Here is a 16,839-nt window from a genome sequence, read left to right on the forward strand (position 1 = left end):
CGAAAGATTTTGGCCCATCAAAGGATCGATCCCTTGGGTCAGTGAATTCGGTAGGTGATTTGTAGCTTTCACATCTATGGCTTGGATGAGATTTCTTTGGCCTTGGTTGCAACCCTACTGGGCTAGATTCTTAGATTTCCCTAAGGTTTTATGTGATCACCTTGAAGGTGTAGATATGATAGTTCTGAATTTTTTAACTTTGAGCTCTCGATCTAAATTTTCGAGCCACGTCTTCCTTACAATCTGCTCAGGAAGTATTTTGCTTTCGAAGCCTTGTCTCCTTGAGGTTAAAGTCTCCATTTTGGCGGTTCGCCATTCGACGTGGTTTCGGTAGAAGTTTTAGATGGATCTCTTCAATTGTGTTCTCAACCGTGCTTTTCAATTGCGGATGGCTACTTGAACTGAATAGTAGCTAAGGTTTTGATGGTGGCCTTTCACCTGTCTCTAATTTACCCTCTGGGCCTATTGGCGCTTTTTTTCTTAGGGGGTAGGTCTCTATTCGCTGGAAAGGGCCAGAGTGATGATTTGGATTCCGGATCACTTTTTGCCCTAGGTGAGTTGGGTATCTCTATAATCATTCCTGCTCGTAATGAAGAAAAAAGTATTGGCGACTGTCTTGATGCGATTCGCAGCGCTGATCTTGCAAGACATTTTTCATCCTTTGAGGTCTTGGTGGTCGATGATGATTCGTCGGATGGTACGGCGACTATCGCAAGCGCAAAGGGGGCGAAGGTAATTTCATCAACAGAACTTCCACCGAGTTGGATCGGTAAAAACTTCGCTTGCCACCTCGGCTCTGAGGCGACGAGCAATCCGATAATGGTATTTTTAGATGCCGATGTTAGGATTGAAAGGGGAGTCCTTAGGTTAATTAGCGATGTTGTTGAGGCGAAGGTCGACCTTTATTCGGTCCAACCGTTTCATTTCTGTTTCACCTTGGGTGAATCCTTTGCTCTCTTTTTCAATTTGGTCGCCCTCTTATCCTCCGGGGCGATCTCATTTTTCAAATCAAAGCGGCCCAAGGCGATCTTTGGTCCAGTACTTATTACCACTCGAGAGAGCTATAGCAAAAGTGGTGGACATGCCGAGGTCCATGACCAAATAGTTGAAGATGTAGCCCTAGCGCAACTTTATCAAGAGGCTGGTTTGGCCATTGGGGTTACATCCTCTAGAAAAGTGGCTTGGTTTAGGATGTATCCAGATGGTTTTAGCTCTATGGTGGCGGGGTTCACAAAGAACTTCGCCAAAGGAGCAACGAGTGTCGCCGGACTATCATTTTTAGCAACTTTTGTGGTTATTACGATGTGGCTCTATCCGATTCCACAATTGTTTTTCTCCTCTGGTCGCCAGGGCTTTTTTATCGCAATCGGGGGATACCTCTTTGGGGCCGTAACGGTTTGGATTGCAAGTCGTGAAATAGGTAGGTACTCATCGGTGCTCTTTTTCCTTTATCCGATTGCTCTTTTCGTCTTTCTCTGGGTATTGGTGCGCTCGGGTTTCAAGGTGATCTTTGGGGGAGAGGTTTCATGGAAGGGGAGGTCGCTTCAAAGATAGGCTACCGATTTAGAAGTTGTGCCCGACCTAACGGAGAAGTCTGAACCAACGAGAGCGCAATCGGTTTCCGTGAGGGAGGGGTCAAGCGACCTAATTCTTTCTCGGTCTACCTGATTTACCTCTTGGGAGTTTCTGGTTTTCTATGTACTGTTTCACTTCCTCTAATGGGGCTCCACCACAAGACACTATCGACTAGGAGGGCGACCAAAAGTGCTCCCCCCACAAAACATCTCGGACTTCGGGCCAGTTCTTTGCCCTTACTCTCATGGCGATAAGTGTCTTCATAGACATCACCAGTCTCGACAGGGCAACTTTAGCTGCGTTGGTGATCAGTAGGTGGGCATGATCGCCGTCTGTCTCAAAAGCATCAAGGGTGGAATCGAAACGAGTACACACCTCAATGAGGGCAGATCTGATCTCGTCACTAACTCTCTCGGTCATGACATTACGTCGATATTTAGGTACCAAGACGATGTGTGCATGTAATTGATATACCACATGCCTTCCATTGCGCCAATCATCGTCATGTAGTGAAATATAGTCCTTAGTAGATAATGCTATATTAGTTATCAAATGGCTAGTAGAAGCACAGAGTATACAACAGCTATCGTGCCCGTCACTCTGACAGGGGCCTCTTATCGTCTAGCCCATGACTCGTGCCATAGAGCAGCACTGTTATGGAACCAAGCGGTCAATTGGGTCCATGGCGAATGGAAAGCCAAGCGCTCTCCTAATAAGTACGACATTCAAGCCTTCCTCAACTCAATACCTCGCCAAGACCGTCCATTACACGCCCATACCACTTTAGACAATCGCTCACGATCTCTCAGAGGCCATAACCACAGCTAGAACAAACAATAAGAAAGGTATGAAGATCCGATCTCCTTGGCGTAAGAAGAACTACCGGCCTCTATCGTTCTCGAAGAACTCTGGCTGGCGTATCTCCAAAAGTCAGCTCCACCTGTCACTAGGTAGGGGCCGTCCACGTATAGATCTTTCTATTCCCACCGTTTTAGATTCTGCAACTGGCGAAGAAGTTGACCCTGGGCTATGGGGTGAGATTCAACTGTGCTGGGATAGAGATAAAAGACGATTCAGTCTGCATATCCCTTATGAGACGGTGCGCGTAAGTTCCCATGGAGACGCCGTCACCGCTATCGACGAAGGAATCATCAACTCTATGGCGCTAGCTACTTGGGTAGATGACAAGACCATAGACGTAACGATTATCAATGGACGCGAAGCCCGAGCTATCAAACGACAAAGAAACAAGGCCGTCGGTCAACTACAGCACAAGATCAGCAAGTGCAAGAATGGATCTAAGAAGCATAAAAGGCTGGTAACTGCGAAGAAGAAGATCAACTCCAAAGCAAAGCTATCGCTTCGTGACTTTGATCATCAGGTTTCCAACAAGGCGGCCAATCACGTCATTAGCCACAACACCGCCAGAGTTATAGTTGGTGACGTGAGGGGTATTGAGAAGGAGACCAAGTCCAAGCGGCGCATGGGCCGCCACGGTCGTCAACAATTCTCCCAGTGGTCAAGGGGTCGACAGGAACGCTACCTCAAAGACAAGACCGGATTAGACCTAGATTTCCTGAACGAATCAGGTTCAACCAAGACCTGTCCAGCGTGCTTGACACGCAATCGACCATCAGGTCGGCCCTACCGATGCAAGAACCCTATTTGTGGTTTTACTTGTCATCGAGACGCTGTAGGAGCGATCAATATCCTCCAGAAGGCGTTATGCGGGGAATACACTCCAATTGGACCGGACATAAAAGTCCGAGTCACGTATCTCCGGGCTGTCGAACGTTGGTCACTTGATCAACGTGAAGCACACCCCAAGGTGCAGTGCCGCAAGGCCAGAGCCCGAAGTAGTGCCCAGAACCGGGCCTTGTCTGAGGCAACTCAGATTAGCAAGCCGAAGCTAGCAAACTCATCCACCAGTACCGATTCATCGGTACCAGACCAGTTGGTCGTGGTGGCGTGACGGGAGCGATGCTTGGTAACCCCAACCAAACGGCGGAGCCAGAAGCCCCGTCCGTAAGGGCGGGGAGGTTCACCTCTCAATGAAGCTACCCTTTCACGGTTTATGGGCCTTAGTGGTCATCGATAGTATCTATTGGCTATCGATGAGTTTTTTGGTTGGATTTATCGCCTCCAAAATACCCCTTAGGTGGCTATCTCCACGACTAGAGCGCCTAAGTGGGCGCTCGCTGTCGGATAGAATCTCTTTCTTGCGGATGAGAACGAGGGTCGATAGATGGAAGTCGTACCTGCCCGAAGCCGGTGGTTTCTTTGGCGGTGGGGTTTCTAAGTCTCACCTCGGAAGTCGTGACCTCGATGGGATGAAGGCTATGCAAAAGGAATTTGTCCGTGCATCATTCGTCCATCAGATCCTGATCATCCTTTGGATTTTTCCATTTTTCTTCAATCCGTATTGGATGGGTGTGACTATGGGTATTTACGTCTTTTTCGCTAACGTTCCATGTTTGTTATCGATTAAATTTTCGACCTACAGATTCGAACTTTTATTGCGTAAGATTGAGTCGAAAGGTTCTTAGGAGTCCTTTTTGAAGAAGCTTTCGCGGTAGTAGCGAAGCTCTTCAATCGACTCCATGATATCGTCCAACGCCCTATGTCCTCGTTTTTTAGTGGGCGTTTCAGCTGAAATTTTAGGAGCCCATCGCCGGGCAAGTTCCTTGATCGAAGAGACGTCTATCGATCGATAGTGAAGATAATCATCAATTGAGCTAGCATGTTCAGCTAGAAATCGCCGATCGGTACCGATTGTATTTCCACAAAGAGGGCTACTTCTTGGGCTTTTAATATGGGACTTTATGAAGTCAAGCGTCTTTGTCTCTGCGCTCTGGATGGTTTCTGTCGAACTTCGAATCTCCTCCAAAAGGCCACTAGTGGAATGCATGGATTTAACGTAGCTATCCATCTCTAAAAGCTGTTCCTCCGAAGCGTTGATAACCAGGTCAGGGCCCACTTCTATAACTTCTAATTCATCGTTGGTTATGATTGTCGCAATTTCAACTATTACATGCCTCTTAGGGTCGAGGCCGGTCATTTCAAGATCTATCCAAACTAGCACCCTACGAAGTCTAGCTATCTTGGGGGTATGATGTAAGGGTAAAGGAGAATCGTGACCGATATCAGACCTAGTCAAAAACCTTTTATTGTGATTCCAACCTACAATGAGGCTGGAAATATCGTAGGCGCCCTAAATAGAATTCGCCTGGCGGTTCCAAATGCCCGTGTGATTGTAGTTGACGATTCGTCGCCTGATGGTACAGCGGATCTGGTGAAGGCTCTTGTGGTTGATGACGAGTACATCGATATTCGGGTTCGTCCTGCAAAGTCTGGTCTTGGTTCTGCATATCGATTTGGCTTCAAACTGGCACGCGAATCGGGTGCGACTGCAGTGATTGAGATGGATGCTGATCTCTCACACGAGCCCGAGGCGCTTCCTGAGCTTTTGAATGCTTTAGATGATGGCGCAGATATGGCCATTGGCTCTAGGTACATTCCCGGCGGCGAATCACCTGGGCTATCGCCTAGCCGTCTTGCACTTAGCATGGGTGGGAACATATATGCTCGCATCGCGTTAGGAATCCCAGTCAAGGATGCGACTTCAGGTTTTCGAGCTTATCGTCCGTCGCTTTTGGATTCGATCGATCTTGATACGGTGAGCGCTGATGGATATGGATTTCAAATCGAAATGGTCTTTAGGGCAACTCTTCTTGGTGCCAAGATCGCAGAACGGCCGATTATCTTCAATCAACGCACCGAAGGCGTCTCCAAGATGTCAAGGATGATAGTAATCGAGGCGATCTCCCTTTGTAGCGTATGGGGACTCCAGAGACGTTTTCGTCAATTACGAGGCAATGACACCGATTTTGTTCCTTATCACAAGGGCAATAAGAGCGTGGTGCGAACCCTTGTCTCTTCAATTAAGGGATAATAACTCAAAAGTAGTTTTTAAGTTGGAAGTCCAAGCAAAGGCCCTTTCTTCGTGATAGTCACTGAATTCTCATGTGGTTGCCTATGTCAGTAATAAGGTATCGTCGGGTTGACCCTAGAGGCAAGGTGCCAAGATACGCCCACGACGGCGATGGTGGTAGCGATCTCTATTCGATTCAGAGTTATCTTCTTGAACCGCTTCAAAGGGCAACTATCAGAACCGGCATAGTCCTAGAGATCCCAATGGGTTTTGGGGGCTTGATTTTGCCTCGTTCGGGTTTGGCGAGCAAATTTGGCGTAACACTCTCTAATTCTCCGGGACTTATTGATTCGGGTTATCGCGGGGAACTTATGGTTGCGCTAATTAACTTAGACCCCAAGAACTCCTTCGCCATAGAAGAAGGAATGAGAATTGCTCAACTGGTTATCGTTGAAGTTTCACAATTTATCTTTGAGGAAGTTGAAGAACTTGAAGGTACAGACAGAGATCGAGGCGGTTTTGGATCCTCCGGGTTAGGTTGAATTTGAGCCAGTTCTATTGGTAGCCGCCGAGAGCTTTGGTGAGAACATCTCTCTTGGATTCATGCGGGATTTTAGCTTTTGAAATTGATAAACCCCTCTTGGCACCTTACATTGGCTTCCGATCAAGGGATCATATGGGCTGATGGGCGCTGGAACTTATCAAAATATCACAAGATGATCAATGGGTAAATCATAAGGAGTTCAAATCTAATGGGTTATGGAACGATAAATCAATCTCTCCTCCTTGGTCTATGGTCCGTTTCTTTTGAAATAGGTAGCTTGGGATAATAGAATCTATTTTTATCGGGAATTATTAGGGGTTTTCATGGGCTGATCTCATGAAGATTGCGTTTTAGGTAGTGGGGTAGTGTGCAAAAGCTAAGTGGACTCGATACGGGATTCTATTATCTGGATTCACCCGGAATGCATTTGCACATTGGCGTTGTGTTGATCTTCGACGGTACCTCGATTCCTATTGAGGAACGCCTCGCTGCGACTAAGGCACAGATTCTCGATCGCATTCACGCGATGGACCACTTTAGTCAAAAGATCGCTGAGATTCCCTTTGGACTCGGAGAGCCATATTGGACGAATGATGCCAACTTCAATATTGACAACCACGTCAAGGCTGGGGTTCTAGATTCAATCGATAGGGACCGTCTGGTTGAACTTGCGGGTGAGTTTATCTCCATTCCACTCGATAAGGCTAGGCCACTGTGGGAGATTATGGTCCTCCCGCACTTAGATAAGTCGCGCTTTGCCTTGGTTGCCAAACTTCATCACACTATGATCGACGGAATTATGGGTATAGAGGTATTAGCCAACCTCTTTGACTTTGAGGCTAATCCGAGGGAATTTTGGGGACCCAAGGCAGTCGCGGTCGAAGCAGAGGAGGTAGGAATGGCGAATCTGGTCGGTATCTTTGCGAACTCGTTAATCGATAAGTTTCAATCGGTCCCTGAGGACGCCCGTAAAACGATTTCGGCCCTTTCTCAGTGGTTAAGTTTTACCTCAGATTCCGACAACTCTAGGCTTCTAAAACCCCTATTTGCCGCACCGAAGACTCCTATTAACGGAGCGCTTACAAGTGAAAGAGTGGCTCATTCAATCACGTTTCCTCTAACGAGGCTCAAACTTTTAGCCAAAGCCGCACATGTCACAGTGAATGATCTATTGATGTCAATAGTTTCCTTCGCACTAGATGACTACCTCAAAGGTAAGGATTGGCAAGGTGGAGTTGATCTCGTCTCAATGATGCCTATGGCCAATCATCGCCGGGATGATCAAGGTGGTTCAAATCAGATCAGTGCTCTCTTTGTATCTTTAGGAAATTCGATCACAGATCCAAAGGATCGAGTTATCGAGATAGCCAGAGCTACCTCGGCTGCGAAAAGATTTCATCGCAAAGCCGATCTTGCTGAACTAGTTCGATTGACGCACTATGTGCCACCGCTTTTCACCTGGGCACTTTCTCGGGTGGCACATCAGCTAAAGGCATTTGATTACATAGGCCCCGCTTTTAATATTCTTATCTCCAGTGTTAAGGGTCCAGATCAACCACTCTTTTTCGCAGGAACAAAACTGGAGGAAGTTATTCCCTTTGGTCCTCTAGCGGATTCAACTGGTTTGAGTGTTACCGCTGTAAGCTACAGTGGGCAAATGGTTCTAGGGCTGGTAGGCGACTCTAAATTGGCTGGCGATGTAGTGAAGTTTGGGGATGCCATCTCCGATGCAGTGGAGCTGCTTGAATCGATATTTTCAGCGGCTTGAAAGCATTAATGCAAGATCAGTTTTGTTGAATTGTTGCCAAGGCTTTTGGCTTGGATCCATAAGTTACAACTTTGTAATCGGATTTTCTTTAAGTGAATGACCTTGACGATCGTGCGGTTATACTGGTTAGAGCAGTTGCGGACGTGGCTCAGTGGTAGAGCATCACCTTGCCAAGGTGAGGGTCGCGGGTTCGAATCCCGTCGTCCGCTCCAAATTGAATAGTAATCCCCTAAAGTTTGTTCATAATCAAAGACATACGCTAAGAGCGCCGTCTTCGTCTTTTTTTCAAAATGAAGTGCGTTACTTTACTCGTTAGGTTACGGGTTAGAGATATACCTGGACACCGCTAAAAACTGAACGAACCATTACGTTTGAGTGAGTGGCGCCTGCACCATTTACTTCAATGACGAGGCCGCCATTAGTCAAACATCGTTTTTGCGAAATGCTGTCGTTTTTGCGAACTTCTTATAAAAAGAATACAGGAGACACCCATCGTCAAGGAACCAATATTGGCAAAATCAAGATGGATGAAACTCACATGAACTCTTCTGAATAAGTGGGTGATAGCTTTCAACGAAAATATCCCCCGAAAGAGATTAATTGAGGAGAGAGAACGCTCTTTAAATCAGGGGTTCCACCCAATTGCAGCAGCCCATTCTTCGGCGGCGACCGCTATAACGTCGACTATCGGATCCTTGGTATCTGAATAAGTGGCGGTGTCGTCACAGAGTTGACTAAGGGCGAGCTTGAATTGACCATAGGCTACTACCGCTTCAGGGTGTGCTCTAAACCAATCACGAAATAGAAGCGCTAACCGCTCGTTCGGCGATCCAGCAAGCCTTACGTGTAGATTTACATCAATTGCACCGTCTATGCGACGCAACCAAAGGCGCTTTGACCACAAATTGGAATTATCAAGTCGGCCCGCGGGAATATGGTCTAATTTAATCTGTGACAACTCAAATCCGAGTGACTCAAAAAGACCGCTTCGGAAACGTTTTAAGGCATCGAGATCGTAAACACTCAACTGGATGTCTAGAACATTCTTTGACGCCATTGCCTCGATAGCAGTGCTTCCAATATGATCAATTCGATCTGCAAGATTACCAAGCTCACTCAGAAGGTCAGCAATCAATCCTTCGGCTTCGACCGGCCATGAGGGGCGGTAATTGACTACTAACGGTTTGACTAAGTACACTTGATCAGCCTATCGTTGTGATTATTCATGAATAGTTTATCTAGCTGATTAGAGCTCCCCGAAATCTCGTGAACTTCTATGGACGATTTGTAGCAAAATGATCAAGACTCTGAGTGCATCGAAATGTCGGCCCTCCCCCATAGAAACGGACCCGCTAGAAACGCAAAAGTCCTATATATTGGCCTACAGATTCGCTTTGGGACGGAACATTCCAAGTAAGTGTTATATCCATGACCCTATATTGGCGGTTGCTACCCTGAGAAGCGTCAAAGGTGTAGCAGGAAAGAGGATTCTATTTGGGATTGAGTTTGCAATGCAATCGTTATCATAGGTACCACGGGCCTGAAAGGGTTTTCTCGGCGTCTTTTCGATCACAAGCACCGCCAAGGTCTCAATAGTCTCTAATGTTTAGAGGTCGGATCAAGGCTTCCAAAAACGGGCCTTTTTGGGTTTCAGATAGATATGGCCAACGATTTCATGTTGGGCTCTTGAGTGCCATAGCTCAAAAGCGAGCTATGGCATCGGAGACTTTTGCCCATGAATGCCAAATGGCCGATGATCTGGAATTAGCAACTGTTGTTTTAGCGGATCATCGAGTGGCTAGGAGGTTCAAGGGCGAACCTTGCTTGGCATGGATAGGTAGATTTCGGCACCTCCGTCGACGAATTGCGCCGATTTGTCTGCCATGGAGTGTTTCAAAAGTTCACCATCGGAGGTTTTGAGTCGTTGAGAAAGGGCCATTGAGCAGAACTTGGGTCCGCACATTGAGCAAAAGTGGGCTTTTTTGGCTGCGGGAGCGGGGAGTTCTTCATCGTGAAAGGCTCGAGCTTTTTGTGGGTCAAGTGAAAGGTTGAATTGGTCCTCCCACCTAAAGTCAAATCGAGCTCGAGATAGTGCTAGGTCTCTTTGTGCTGCCCCCAGGTGGCCTTTAGATAAGTCACCAGCGTGTGCCGCGATCTTGTAGGCAATCATACCTTCTTTTACGTCGTCTGCATTTGGGAGTCCCAAGTGCTCTTTGGGCGTAACATAACATAACATTGCGGTTCCATGGCTTGCAATTAGTGCAGCACCAATCGCCGATGTGATGTGATCGTATCCGGGTGCGATATCTGTAGTTAGTGGTCCCAACGTGTAAAAGGGCGCTTCGTCACAGAGTTCGACCTCTTTTTGCACATTCTCAGCGATACGATTTATTGGTACATGACCAGGGCCTTCTACCATTACCTGAACGTCGTGGGCTCGACAGATCTTTACTAATTCACCAAGGGTAGCCAATTCGGCAAATTGAGCTTGGTCGTTAGCGTCTGCGATAGATCCCGGCCGCAGTCCATCACCAAGGGAGATGGTGACATCAAAGGTTGAAGCAATTTCACATATCTCAGCAAAATTCGAATAAAGGAAGTTTTCTTCATGGTGAGCAAGTGCCCAAGTTGCCATTATCGAACCTCCACGACTGACAATTCCGGTAACCCGTGGAATCGTCAGAGGAATGTGGCTCAGGCGAAGACCCGCATGAATTGTCATATAGTCGACCCCGCCCATTGCTTGTGCAATCATCGTCTCTTTGAATGCTTCGAAACTGAGATTTACGGGGTTTCCACCAACCCGTGCGAGCGTTTCGTAGATTGGCACTGTGCCAATCGGGACTGGGGAGTTTCTAAGAATTGCATCTCGGGTTAGAGCAATATCTGCTCCGGTGGAAAGATCCATGACCGTATCGGCACCCCATTGGATCGCGGTATGGAGCTTGGTTACCTCGTCGCCAATGTTGGCAGAGACTGAGGAGTTGCCTATATTGGCATTTACCTTTACCAAAAAGCGTGAACCGATGATCATTGGCTCGGCTTCAGGGTGGTTGATGTTTAGTGGAATAATGGCGCGACCCTTGGACAGTTCTTCTAGGATAATGCCAACGTCGACCCCTTCTCGGATTGCGACAAATTCCATTTCTGGGGTGATTATTCCTGACTTTGCATAGCCATACTGGGTAGGGCGTTTGCCTTTGTTGGCAACCCTAGGTGGCACTGAACCCCCAGTATCGGTTTTATCTGAATCTATAGCATGGGTGTCATCTCGGTTGGAAATCCACCTCTGTCGCAGCGGCGTAATTCCACTATTCCCAGGGGAATCTTCGCCAGTTGTATCATAAAGATCTAGCTTTACGTTATTTGAGTTTTCATCGAGTTCGTCGAGCACCACTCGTCGAAATGGTACTTTTATGTCAAATAAGGAACCATTAACGTAGACTTTAGATGGTTGTTCACTCATGTAAGGTACTCCCTCCGCCGGCGTTATCCGGATCAGGTCAGACGGTCGGTTAACCGCAATTAGCGGATCCCTCTCAGCAATATGGCTCCCGTGTTTTCGAATCAAACGCTAGTCGCCCGTGGCGAACTTCCACGCCTAGATTTAGTATTTGCCTTTTTTAGCTGGAGATTTGGATCGATAAAATGTAGATAAAAGGGGCTCTCCTAACCCTCATGTGGGTCACCAAGACCCCATAACCGATAAGTAACGCCTGTACGATAAGAACTTTTGGGTCGTTAAAAGCAATGAATGAAACGTGCACGGTTTGTGACCTCTAAATTTGAAGTTACTAACACACAGATTTAGGAGATCTAACCGTGCACGCTAACTCTCTAGTCAAGCAGTTGCTTGACGTTAAAGGTGTCATTGTCAACGATATTTTTATCTCAAAAGATGAAATTGTTGTAGATGTCAAACTTGCACGATCCAAGCTCGCATGTCCAAAGTGTTGTTGAATAAGCCGTAAATTCAAAACAAAATACCGCTACGACATCAGAACTTATCAACTCTCGCTGGAGACATCTTGACATGGGAATACGTCGTACTTGGATCTCTTGTGCCCTACGGAGACCGAAATGCCCCAATCATGAAGTAATCACTGAGTCAGTGCCATTTGGGTGACCGGTATCGTAAATCTCGCTTCACGAGAGACTTTGAACATCTAGTTGCCGGCTCAACCGCAAAGATGGATAAAACAACAGTTACGAAGCTCACCCGGATTGCTCAGAAAACAGTTGGTACGATCTGTGAGAGAGTAGTAGCCAAAGAGATCGATCCAAAGCGACTAGAGAAGCTCTCAATAATAGAGGTAGATGAGATTGCCTATCGTAAACACCATAAGTACATAACCCAAGTTATTTAGAGCCCGTAACAGATCATGAAACTGGAAAGATCGTCTATGGAGCAGAAGGAAAAAGCGCTAAGAGTCTAGATGGGTTCTTATGTGAGCTTGGTTCGCAACGTTCCAAGCTCTCACACAAGTAGCAACAATGGACATGGGACCAGCTTTTGCTAAAGCTTTCGCTTATCATGCACCAGATACTCAAATCGCACTCGATCCTTTTCATGTCGTTAAATTGGGCACTGAGGCCCTGGAGGAGGTAAGATGCGACCTATGGCGCCAACTGAGAAAACTTCCTACTCCAGATTACGCCCGTAAGTTTGTGAGTGCAAGATGGGCATTACTAAAGAATCCTGGTGATTTGACTCAACGCCAAAATGAGACTCTACGTCAAATAAAGTCAACCGCTGCAATACTCCTAAAGCCCTTAGAGATGAAAGAATCCCTAAGAGGGATATTCGGTAGTGGATTATCCAATGACGAAGTAGCTGAGTTCTTGGATTCCTGGTGTGCTCGTGCTTCACGATCACAGATACCTAGCTTTGTCAGATTGTCAAAGACAATTCGAATCCATAAAGCTGGAATTATGGCTGCTATTGAGCCCCCTAGCTTGAAAAGGGTGTCTCTAATGGAAGGCTTGAGGGTCTAAATAATAAAATTAGATCCATCATTGCTAGATGCTATGGTCTTCACTCTGCAAAATCAACACTTGGCTTGGTGATGCTTTCATGCGGTCCGATTGATCTAAAGCTCCCCTACGAAAGGGTTGCTTGATCCACATCTATGTTAGGAGAGCCATAAAAGGTTATAGAAATGATGCATAGACGACTAAGACATGCTCTTAGTCGTCTATGGGTTTAAACCGATTTCGCTCTAATGAATCGATAGCTCAACCTATGAATCCTGGTTTGTCTTATAGTAAGTGGCTATTGAGCGCCTCTATTGACAGTTAGAACTATAGAAAATGGCGCCATTATTTCACCTAATCAAGTGCGTTAACAGATGGATTTGATCCAAGATAAGTCCAAATAGCATAGGAGTGGGGCTAAAGGTGAAGATACTTTAGATCTTAATAGACGCGTTATGTTTAATTGCAATCTGACGCGTAATCTACTGCAATTATAAATTTTAGGTTTGTGTGTATTTCTTTGTAATTGAGTTTTATCGAATGCGATGCCATGACTATTTCGGCCTCCTTATCCGAGCCCTTCGATAAGGTGGTTTCCGCCATCTACCACCAAGAGGTGTCCGTTGATGTAGCTAGCTTCATGGCTAGCCAGAAAAGTTACGGCGCTGGCAACCTCCTTCGGTAGTCCTGAGCGTCCCATCGGAGATGCTAGACCGTGGTGACTCTCTGTCTCGGTCTGAGCTGGTGTTGCTATCCATCCCGGAGCAATTGCATTCGCGGTAATCAAAGCCTTGGCGTGTTCGACTGCTGTAGCCTTTGTGAGTGCCACCATCGCTGCTTTAGCACTCGCATATGGTCCTTCGTTTACCACTGCACCGATTGGCCCGGTCGTTGAAGCGATGTTGACGATTCGTCCATATTGGCGATCAACCATCGTTGGCAATACATGTTTGGTCATCAAAAAGGCAGTTGTAAGATTGCGATCAATTGATTCCTTCCACTTCGCCAATGGAAGTTCGAAAAGAGGTATAAAAGTTTCAGGCGCCGTAATAGTCCCCATGCCGGCATTGTTTACCAAGATCGAGAGGCCCCCAAAGAGCTCAAGGGCTGCTTGAACTATCTGCTTGGCGTTTTGTTCTAAGGTTAGGTCTGCAACGATGCCATGGGCTTGGATTCCTTGGTCTTGAAGCTCTTTAACTCGCATGAAGATCCGTGTGGTAGTCGATGTGATTACGACTTTTGCGCCCCTATGACCCAGTTGGCTGGCACAGGCAAAGCCGATCCCACCTTCGCTGCCAGCACCGGTTATGATCGCTACGTCACCTTTTAGTGAAAACATTTCCCTACCCAAGTATTCTGATTATTTTGAGCCATGGCATTTTGAAACCGAGGCTGATCAAAGATTGATCCTCAGTGTCTCCGAGCTAGCGCGCACAGATCGCTAACCTAGCACGTTTCCTGGTTCAGTGAGAGGTACATGAGTGAGAGGTAAATCATCATGGGACTAATCGCCCATCAATCTCCTCTGAAGTACATTGGCGATGGGGGTCAGCGCTTATTGGTGCTAATTGCCAACAATGCGAGAACTGCCGGAGTGATTGAAACCATGGCAGTGGTTCATTCAATCTTCGAATAGGCGGCAATCGATGGTGTTGCTTTATTTGATTTAGCGATTCTAAGTCTCAGTATCGCCGATAGTGGTTCTGATACTCCGAGATTGGGCCCAAGATCCAATCCAATTAGAAGGTTGATGAGATGCTTTGGTAGATGCGATGAAAGCAGAGTGGCTGCTGACAATTTGTTGGCAGCCAAAGTGGTGATTGGCGCTACCCACGCAGTCAGAAATGGTCCAAGATGGCAAATCAGATCTGATGGAAGCGTCTAATGCCTACCAATTGCCCCAAGCAATGTCGAAAATATAAAGAGGCCGAAGATCGCAATGGGATTCATCTAAAGTAGCATTTTTAGAAAGGGAACCGCCCAAAGACAGATCAATGGCAGCTGCATCTAATCCAATAAAAGCGAGTAATGGTACTGGGCTGGCTTTGGTTAGCACTGCAATGGTTGCTAAGGAAACCCCAGCTATTCCCGGTCCCAACCGAAATGGTAGTGGTCCAAATTACTTTGGGGTGCATGGCTTAGATCCAATCTGCGCCAGATCATGATGACTATCATGGTGGCCACTATTGCGATCACCCATGGCAAAAGGATACGCGCGGCAAAACTAGCTCCGCTGATGTGATCTGTAGAAAGCACCAGGACATTGGTCAGATTGAAACCTGGCAGCTGCAATGAGGCTGAATTGGCTATGAAGATCGATCCACAAGCAAAAGCTTCCTTTGGCTCTTTTGTGTCCTTGATGAATGAATCAAGGTAGGGGTTAGAAAGACCACAGAGTTATCAGGGTTGAGAATAACGGTTACGACAACCACCAGGGCCATCATTGCTATGAGAAGTACGAATCCGCTTCCTCTTATTTTGACTGTGAAGCCGCCGATTGCCTCAAATGGACCATCGGCCGCGGCGACAACGCCAATCTAAAGTAAGCCCGATAATAATAGAAACGTTGTTGAGGTTTGATCTATAGAGCTCACACTCTGACTTGCTCCTTGAAATCAAGCAAAGAGTATGGGAATGTCGTCGTGTTGAGATAGTCGACTAATTCCTTTGTGACTGGTTCAATCTTGGGAATGAAGCGATTGTGGGTTACAGCAGAGCGCCCTTGCTTCCAAACGTGTTCCTGGGGATTGAGTTGCGGAGAATACGGAGGGAAATGGACTGCTTCGATGTGATGCTCCCTAATTGCCTCTTGAGCGACGCTCCCTCTGTGCCATCCTGCCCCATCCCATATAAGCAGAATCTTCTCTCTTGGGTAGATCTTGCGGATCGCCAGCAGTATGGCCGCTGTTTCATGCATAGTCTGGCGCTCTGTTGCAAATGCATGCTCCTTGCCTGTCTTGAGGTTCAAAAACCCATAGATGCTCCGGTTCATTCTGGTTCCATTGGTCTCAATTACAGCTGGTGTGGTTCCTTTCGGTATCCACACTTTCTGAGTAGTTGTCGCCTGAGTGAGAACCATCTCGTCTTCACAGAGAATCACCGTATCTGGATCAGAGAATGCCTCTTTCAGACGTTCTTGCTGCTCGTCTTTCCATTCAGCTACCGCTTGTGGATCAGCCTTCTCGTACTGTTTGCCCGGCAGATGGAAGCTGAACTTACTTTCCCGAAACAGAACGTAATAGCTAGTCCTAGAGGCATAGAGAACACCGTATCTGCGCTTGAGTACTGTAGCCAGGATCCGTGTTGACCAAAACGGGGAACTGCTATAGCCGTGGTCATTGGGAGTTGTAGTCGTGAGCATGATTGCCACTTCATCTCTTTGAGACTTTGAGAGAAGTACCGGAGCGTTGTTATGGCGCTTGTCCTTGAATGCCTCAGTGCCAACGCTGCGGAATGACCGTCGAATTCGCTGTACATGCTTGACAGAGAGGCCTGTCCTGTTGAGGGGACTCCCATCTTCAAGGGTGAGAACTGCCAGCGCCCGCTTATATTCGTCGATGTTTTCAGTCTTCGCCATGAATGCTTCAATAGTGGCGAGTTCCTCGGGTGTAAGCATGTCATGAGAAGATTAACACACCCCACAAGAAATTAAAAGGGCTCATTGGAGCATTTCAGAGTGTTATGCGAATAGTGCATTTTGAACCAACGGGAGCGTAATTGCTTTCCGTAAGGGAGGGGTCAAGCGACCTCAATTCTTTCTTGGTCTCCCTGATTTACCTCTTGGGAGTTTCTGGTTTTCTATGTGCTTTCTCACCGTACTTCTTTACCGTCTCTAATGGGGCCCCACCACAAGACACTACCGACTATGAGGGTGACCAAAAGTGCTTCCCCCACAAAGCATCTCGGACTTCCGGGGAGTTCTTTGCCTTTGCTCTCATGGCCGATCGCGTCTTCATAGACATCACCAGTCTCGATGCCTAGCCATATCCTTGCTATATGAAGAGGTACTTGGGATGAGTCTGTGGACCCTCCTCGTGGATGCGCCCA

General features: G+C 47.0%; 17 protein-coding genes, 1 tRNA gene and 1 pseudogene. 12 read left to right on the forward strand and 7 right to left on the reverse strand.

The window, feature by feature from the left end; genetic code table 11:
* Window positions 1-423 precede the first annotated feature (423 nt).
* On the forward strand, window positions 424-1,554 hold the full coding sequence (locus ACIDITHRIX25_RS71895) for a glycosyltransferase family 2 protein (RefSeq protein WP_201732472.1): 1,131 nt from the start codon (window positions 424-426) through the stop codon (window positions 1,552-1,554).
* 192 nt (window positions 1,555-1,746) lie between these two features.
* Here the strand turns inward: ACIDITHRIX25_RS71895 and tnpA are convergent, their stop codons facing one another.
* Entirely contained in the window at window positions 1,747-2,127 is a 381-nt protein-coding gene (tnpA, locus tag ACIDITHRIX25_RS71900) for an IS200/IS605 family transposase (protein WP_201732473.1), read from the reverse strand.
* Window positions 2,128-2,422: 295 nt separating this feature from the next.
* Between tnpA and ACIDITHRIX25_RS71905 the strand changes: the two genes are divergently transcribed.
* Complete coding sequence (locus ACIDITHRIX25_RS71905; protein ID WP_201732474.1) at window positions 2,423-3,547, forward strand: zinc ribbon domain-containing protein; 1,125 nt, start codon at window positions 2,423-2,425, stop codon at window positions 3,545-3,547.
* A 79-nt stretch (window positions 3,548-3,626) separates the two neighbouring features.
* Entirely contained in the window at window positions 3,627-4,121 is a 495-nt protein-coding gene (locus ACIDITHRIX25_RS71910; protein WP_201732475.1) for a glycosyl-4,4'-diaponeurosporenoate acyltransferase CrtO family protein, read from the forward strand.
* On the opposite strand, the gene orn is transcribed toward ACIDITHRIX25_RS71910, so the two are convergent.
* Window positions 4,118-4,657: an oligoribonuclease gene (gene orn, locus ACIDITHRIX25_RS71915; RefSeq protein WP_052605881.1), complete on the reverse strand. Its 540-nt coding sequence runs from the start codon at window positions 4,655-4,657 to the stop codon at window positions 4,118-4,120. The two genes, ACIDITHRIX25_RS71910 and orn, sit on opposite strands and share 4 nt — an antisense overlap.
* A gap of 51 nt (window positions 4,658-4,708) precedes the next feature.
* Between orn and ACIDITHRIX25_RS71920 the strand changes: the two genes are divergently transcribed.
* The 4 genes from ACIDITHRIX25_RS71920 (at window position 4,709) to ACIDITHRIX25_RS71935 (ending at window position 8,030) form a co-directional block, all read left to right on the forward strand.
* The gene (locus tag ACIDITHRIX25_RS71920; RefSeq protein ID WP_201732476.1) at window positions 4,709-5,527 is read left to right on the forward strand and encodes a polyprenol monophosphomannose synthase; all 819 of its coding nucleotides are present in this window, start codon (window positions 4,709-4,711) and stop codon (window positions 5,525-5,527) included.
* An 83-nt stretch (window positions 5,528-5,610) separates the two neighbouring features.
* On the forward strand, window positions 5,611-6,048 hold the full coding sequence (gene dut / locus ACIDITHRIX25_RS71925; protein ID WP_201732477.1) for a dUTP diphosphatase: 438 nt from the start codon (window positions 5,611-5,613) through the stop codon (window positions 6,046-6,048).
* Between the two features lie 369 nt (window positions 6,049-6,417).
* The gene (locus tag ACIDITHRIX25_RS71930; RefSeq protein WP_201732478.1) at window positions 6,418-7,818 is read left to right on the forward strand and encodes a wax ester/triacylglycerol synthase family O-acyltransferase; all 1,401 of its coding nucleotides are present in this window, start codon (window positions 6,418-6,420) and stop codon (window positions 7,816-7,818) included.
* A 137-nt stretch (window positions 7,819-7,955) separates the two neighbouring features.
* Window positions 7,956-8,030: transfer RNA gene (locus ACIDITHRIX25_RS71935), tRNA-Gly, on the forward strand.
* A gap of 413 nt (window positions 8,031-8,443) precedes the next feature.
* Here ACIDITHRIX25_RS71935 and ACIDITHRIX25_RS71940 read toward each other — a convergent pair.
* Window positions 8,444-9,016, reverse strand: a complete 573-nt coding sequence (locus ACIDITHRIX25_RS71940; protein ID WP_201732479.1) for a GrpB family protein — start codon at window positions 9,014-9,016, stop codon at window positions 8,444-8,446.
* Window positions 9,017-9,625: 609 nt separating this feature from the next.
* Window positions 9,626-11,284, reverse strand: coding sequence for a phosphomethylpyrimidine synthase ThiC (gene thiC, locus ACIDITHRIX25_RS71945; protein ID WP_201732480.1), 1,659 nt, complete (start codon window positions 11,282-11,284; stop codon window positions 9,626-9,628).
* Window positions 11,285-11,936: 652 nt separating this feature from the next.
* On the opposite strand from thiC, the gene ACIDITHRIX25_RS71950 reads away from it, so the two are divergent.
* The 3 genes and pseudogenes from ACIDITHRIX25_RS71950 to ACIDITHRIX25_RS000000104150 form a co-directional block, all read left to right on the forward strand.
* Entirely contained in the window at window positions 11,937-12,185 is a 249-nt protein-coding gene (locus ACIDITHRIX25_RS71950) for a helix-turn-helix domain-containing protein (protein ID WP_052607167.1), read from the forward strand.
* 127 nt (window positions 12,186-12,312) lie between these two features.
* A complete protein-coding gene (locus tag ACIDITHRIX25_RS71955) occupies window positions 12,313-12,813 on the forward strand; it encodes a transposase (RefSeq protein ID WP_283770394.1) in 501 nt (166 codons plus the stop codon).
* A gap of 5 nt (window positions 12,814-12,818) precedes the next feature.
* Window positions 12,819-12,938, forward strand: a pseudogene (locus tag ACIDITHRIX25_RS000000104150) (hypothetical protein); the annotation flags it as partial.
* Window positions 12,939-13,360: 422 nt separating this feature from the next.
* Here ACIDITHRIX25_RS000000104150 and ACIDITHRIX25_RS71960 read toward each other — a convergent pair.
* A complete protein-coding gene (locus ACIDITHRIX25_RS71960) occupies window positions 13,361-14,131 on the reverse strand; it encodes an SDR family NAD(P)-dependent oxidoreductase (RefSeq protein ID WP_201732483.1) in 771 nt (256 codons plus the stop codon).
* A gap of 159 nt (window positions 14,132-14,290) precedes the next feature.
* Between ACIDITHRIX25_RS71960 and ACIDITHRIX25_RS71965 the strand changes: the two genes are divergently transcribed.
* Window positions 14,291-14,428, forward strand: a complete 138-nt coding sequence (locus ACIDITHRIX25_RS71965) for a hypothetical protein (RefSeq protein ID WP_201732484.1) — start codon at window positions 14,291-14,293, stop codon at window positions 14,426-14,428.
* A gap of 446 nt (window positions 14,429-14,874) precedes the next feature.
* Here ACIDITHRIX25_RS71965 and ACIDITHRIX25_RS000000104155 read toward each other — a convergent pair whose 3' ends face one another.
* Together ACIDITHRIX25_RS000000104155 and ACIDITHRIX25_RS71970 are read right to left on the reverse strand one after the other, a co-directional pair.
* Window positions 14,875-15,153 (reverse strand): ArsB/NhaD family transporter, encoded by a 279-nt coding sequence (locus ACIDITHRIX25_RS000000104155; protein WP_502756209.1) that lies wholly within the window; start codon window positions 15,151-15,153, stop codon window positions 14,875-14,877.
* Window positions 15,154-15,382: 229 nt separating this feature from the next.
* Complete coding sequence (locus ACIDITHRIX25_RS71970; protein WP_201732178.1) at window positions 15,383-16,408, reverse strand: IS630 family transposase; 1,026 nt, start codon at window positions 16,406-16,408, stop codon at window positions 15,383-15,385.
* A 101-nt stretch (window positions 16,409-16,509) separates the two neighbouring features.
* On the opposite strand from ACIDITHRIX25_RS71970, the gene ACIDITHRIX25_RS71975 reads away from it, so the two are divergent.
* Window positions 16,510-16,773: a hypothetical protein gene (locus ACIDITHRIX25_RS71975; protein WP_052605872.1), complete on the forward strand. Its 264-nt coding sequence runs from the start codon at window positions 16,510-16,512 to the stop codon at window positions 16,771-16,773.
* Window positions 16,774-16,839 lie beyond the last annotated feature (66 nt).

The sequence above is a fragment of the Acidithrix sp. C25 genome (assembly GCF_904848545.2).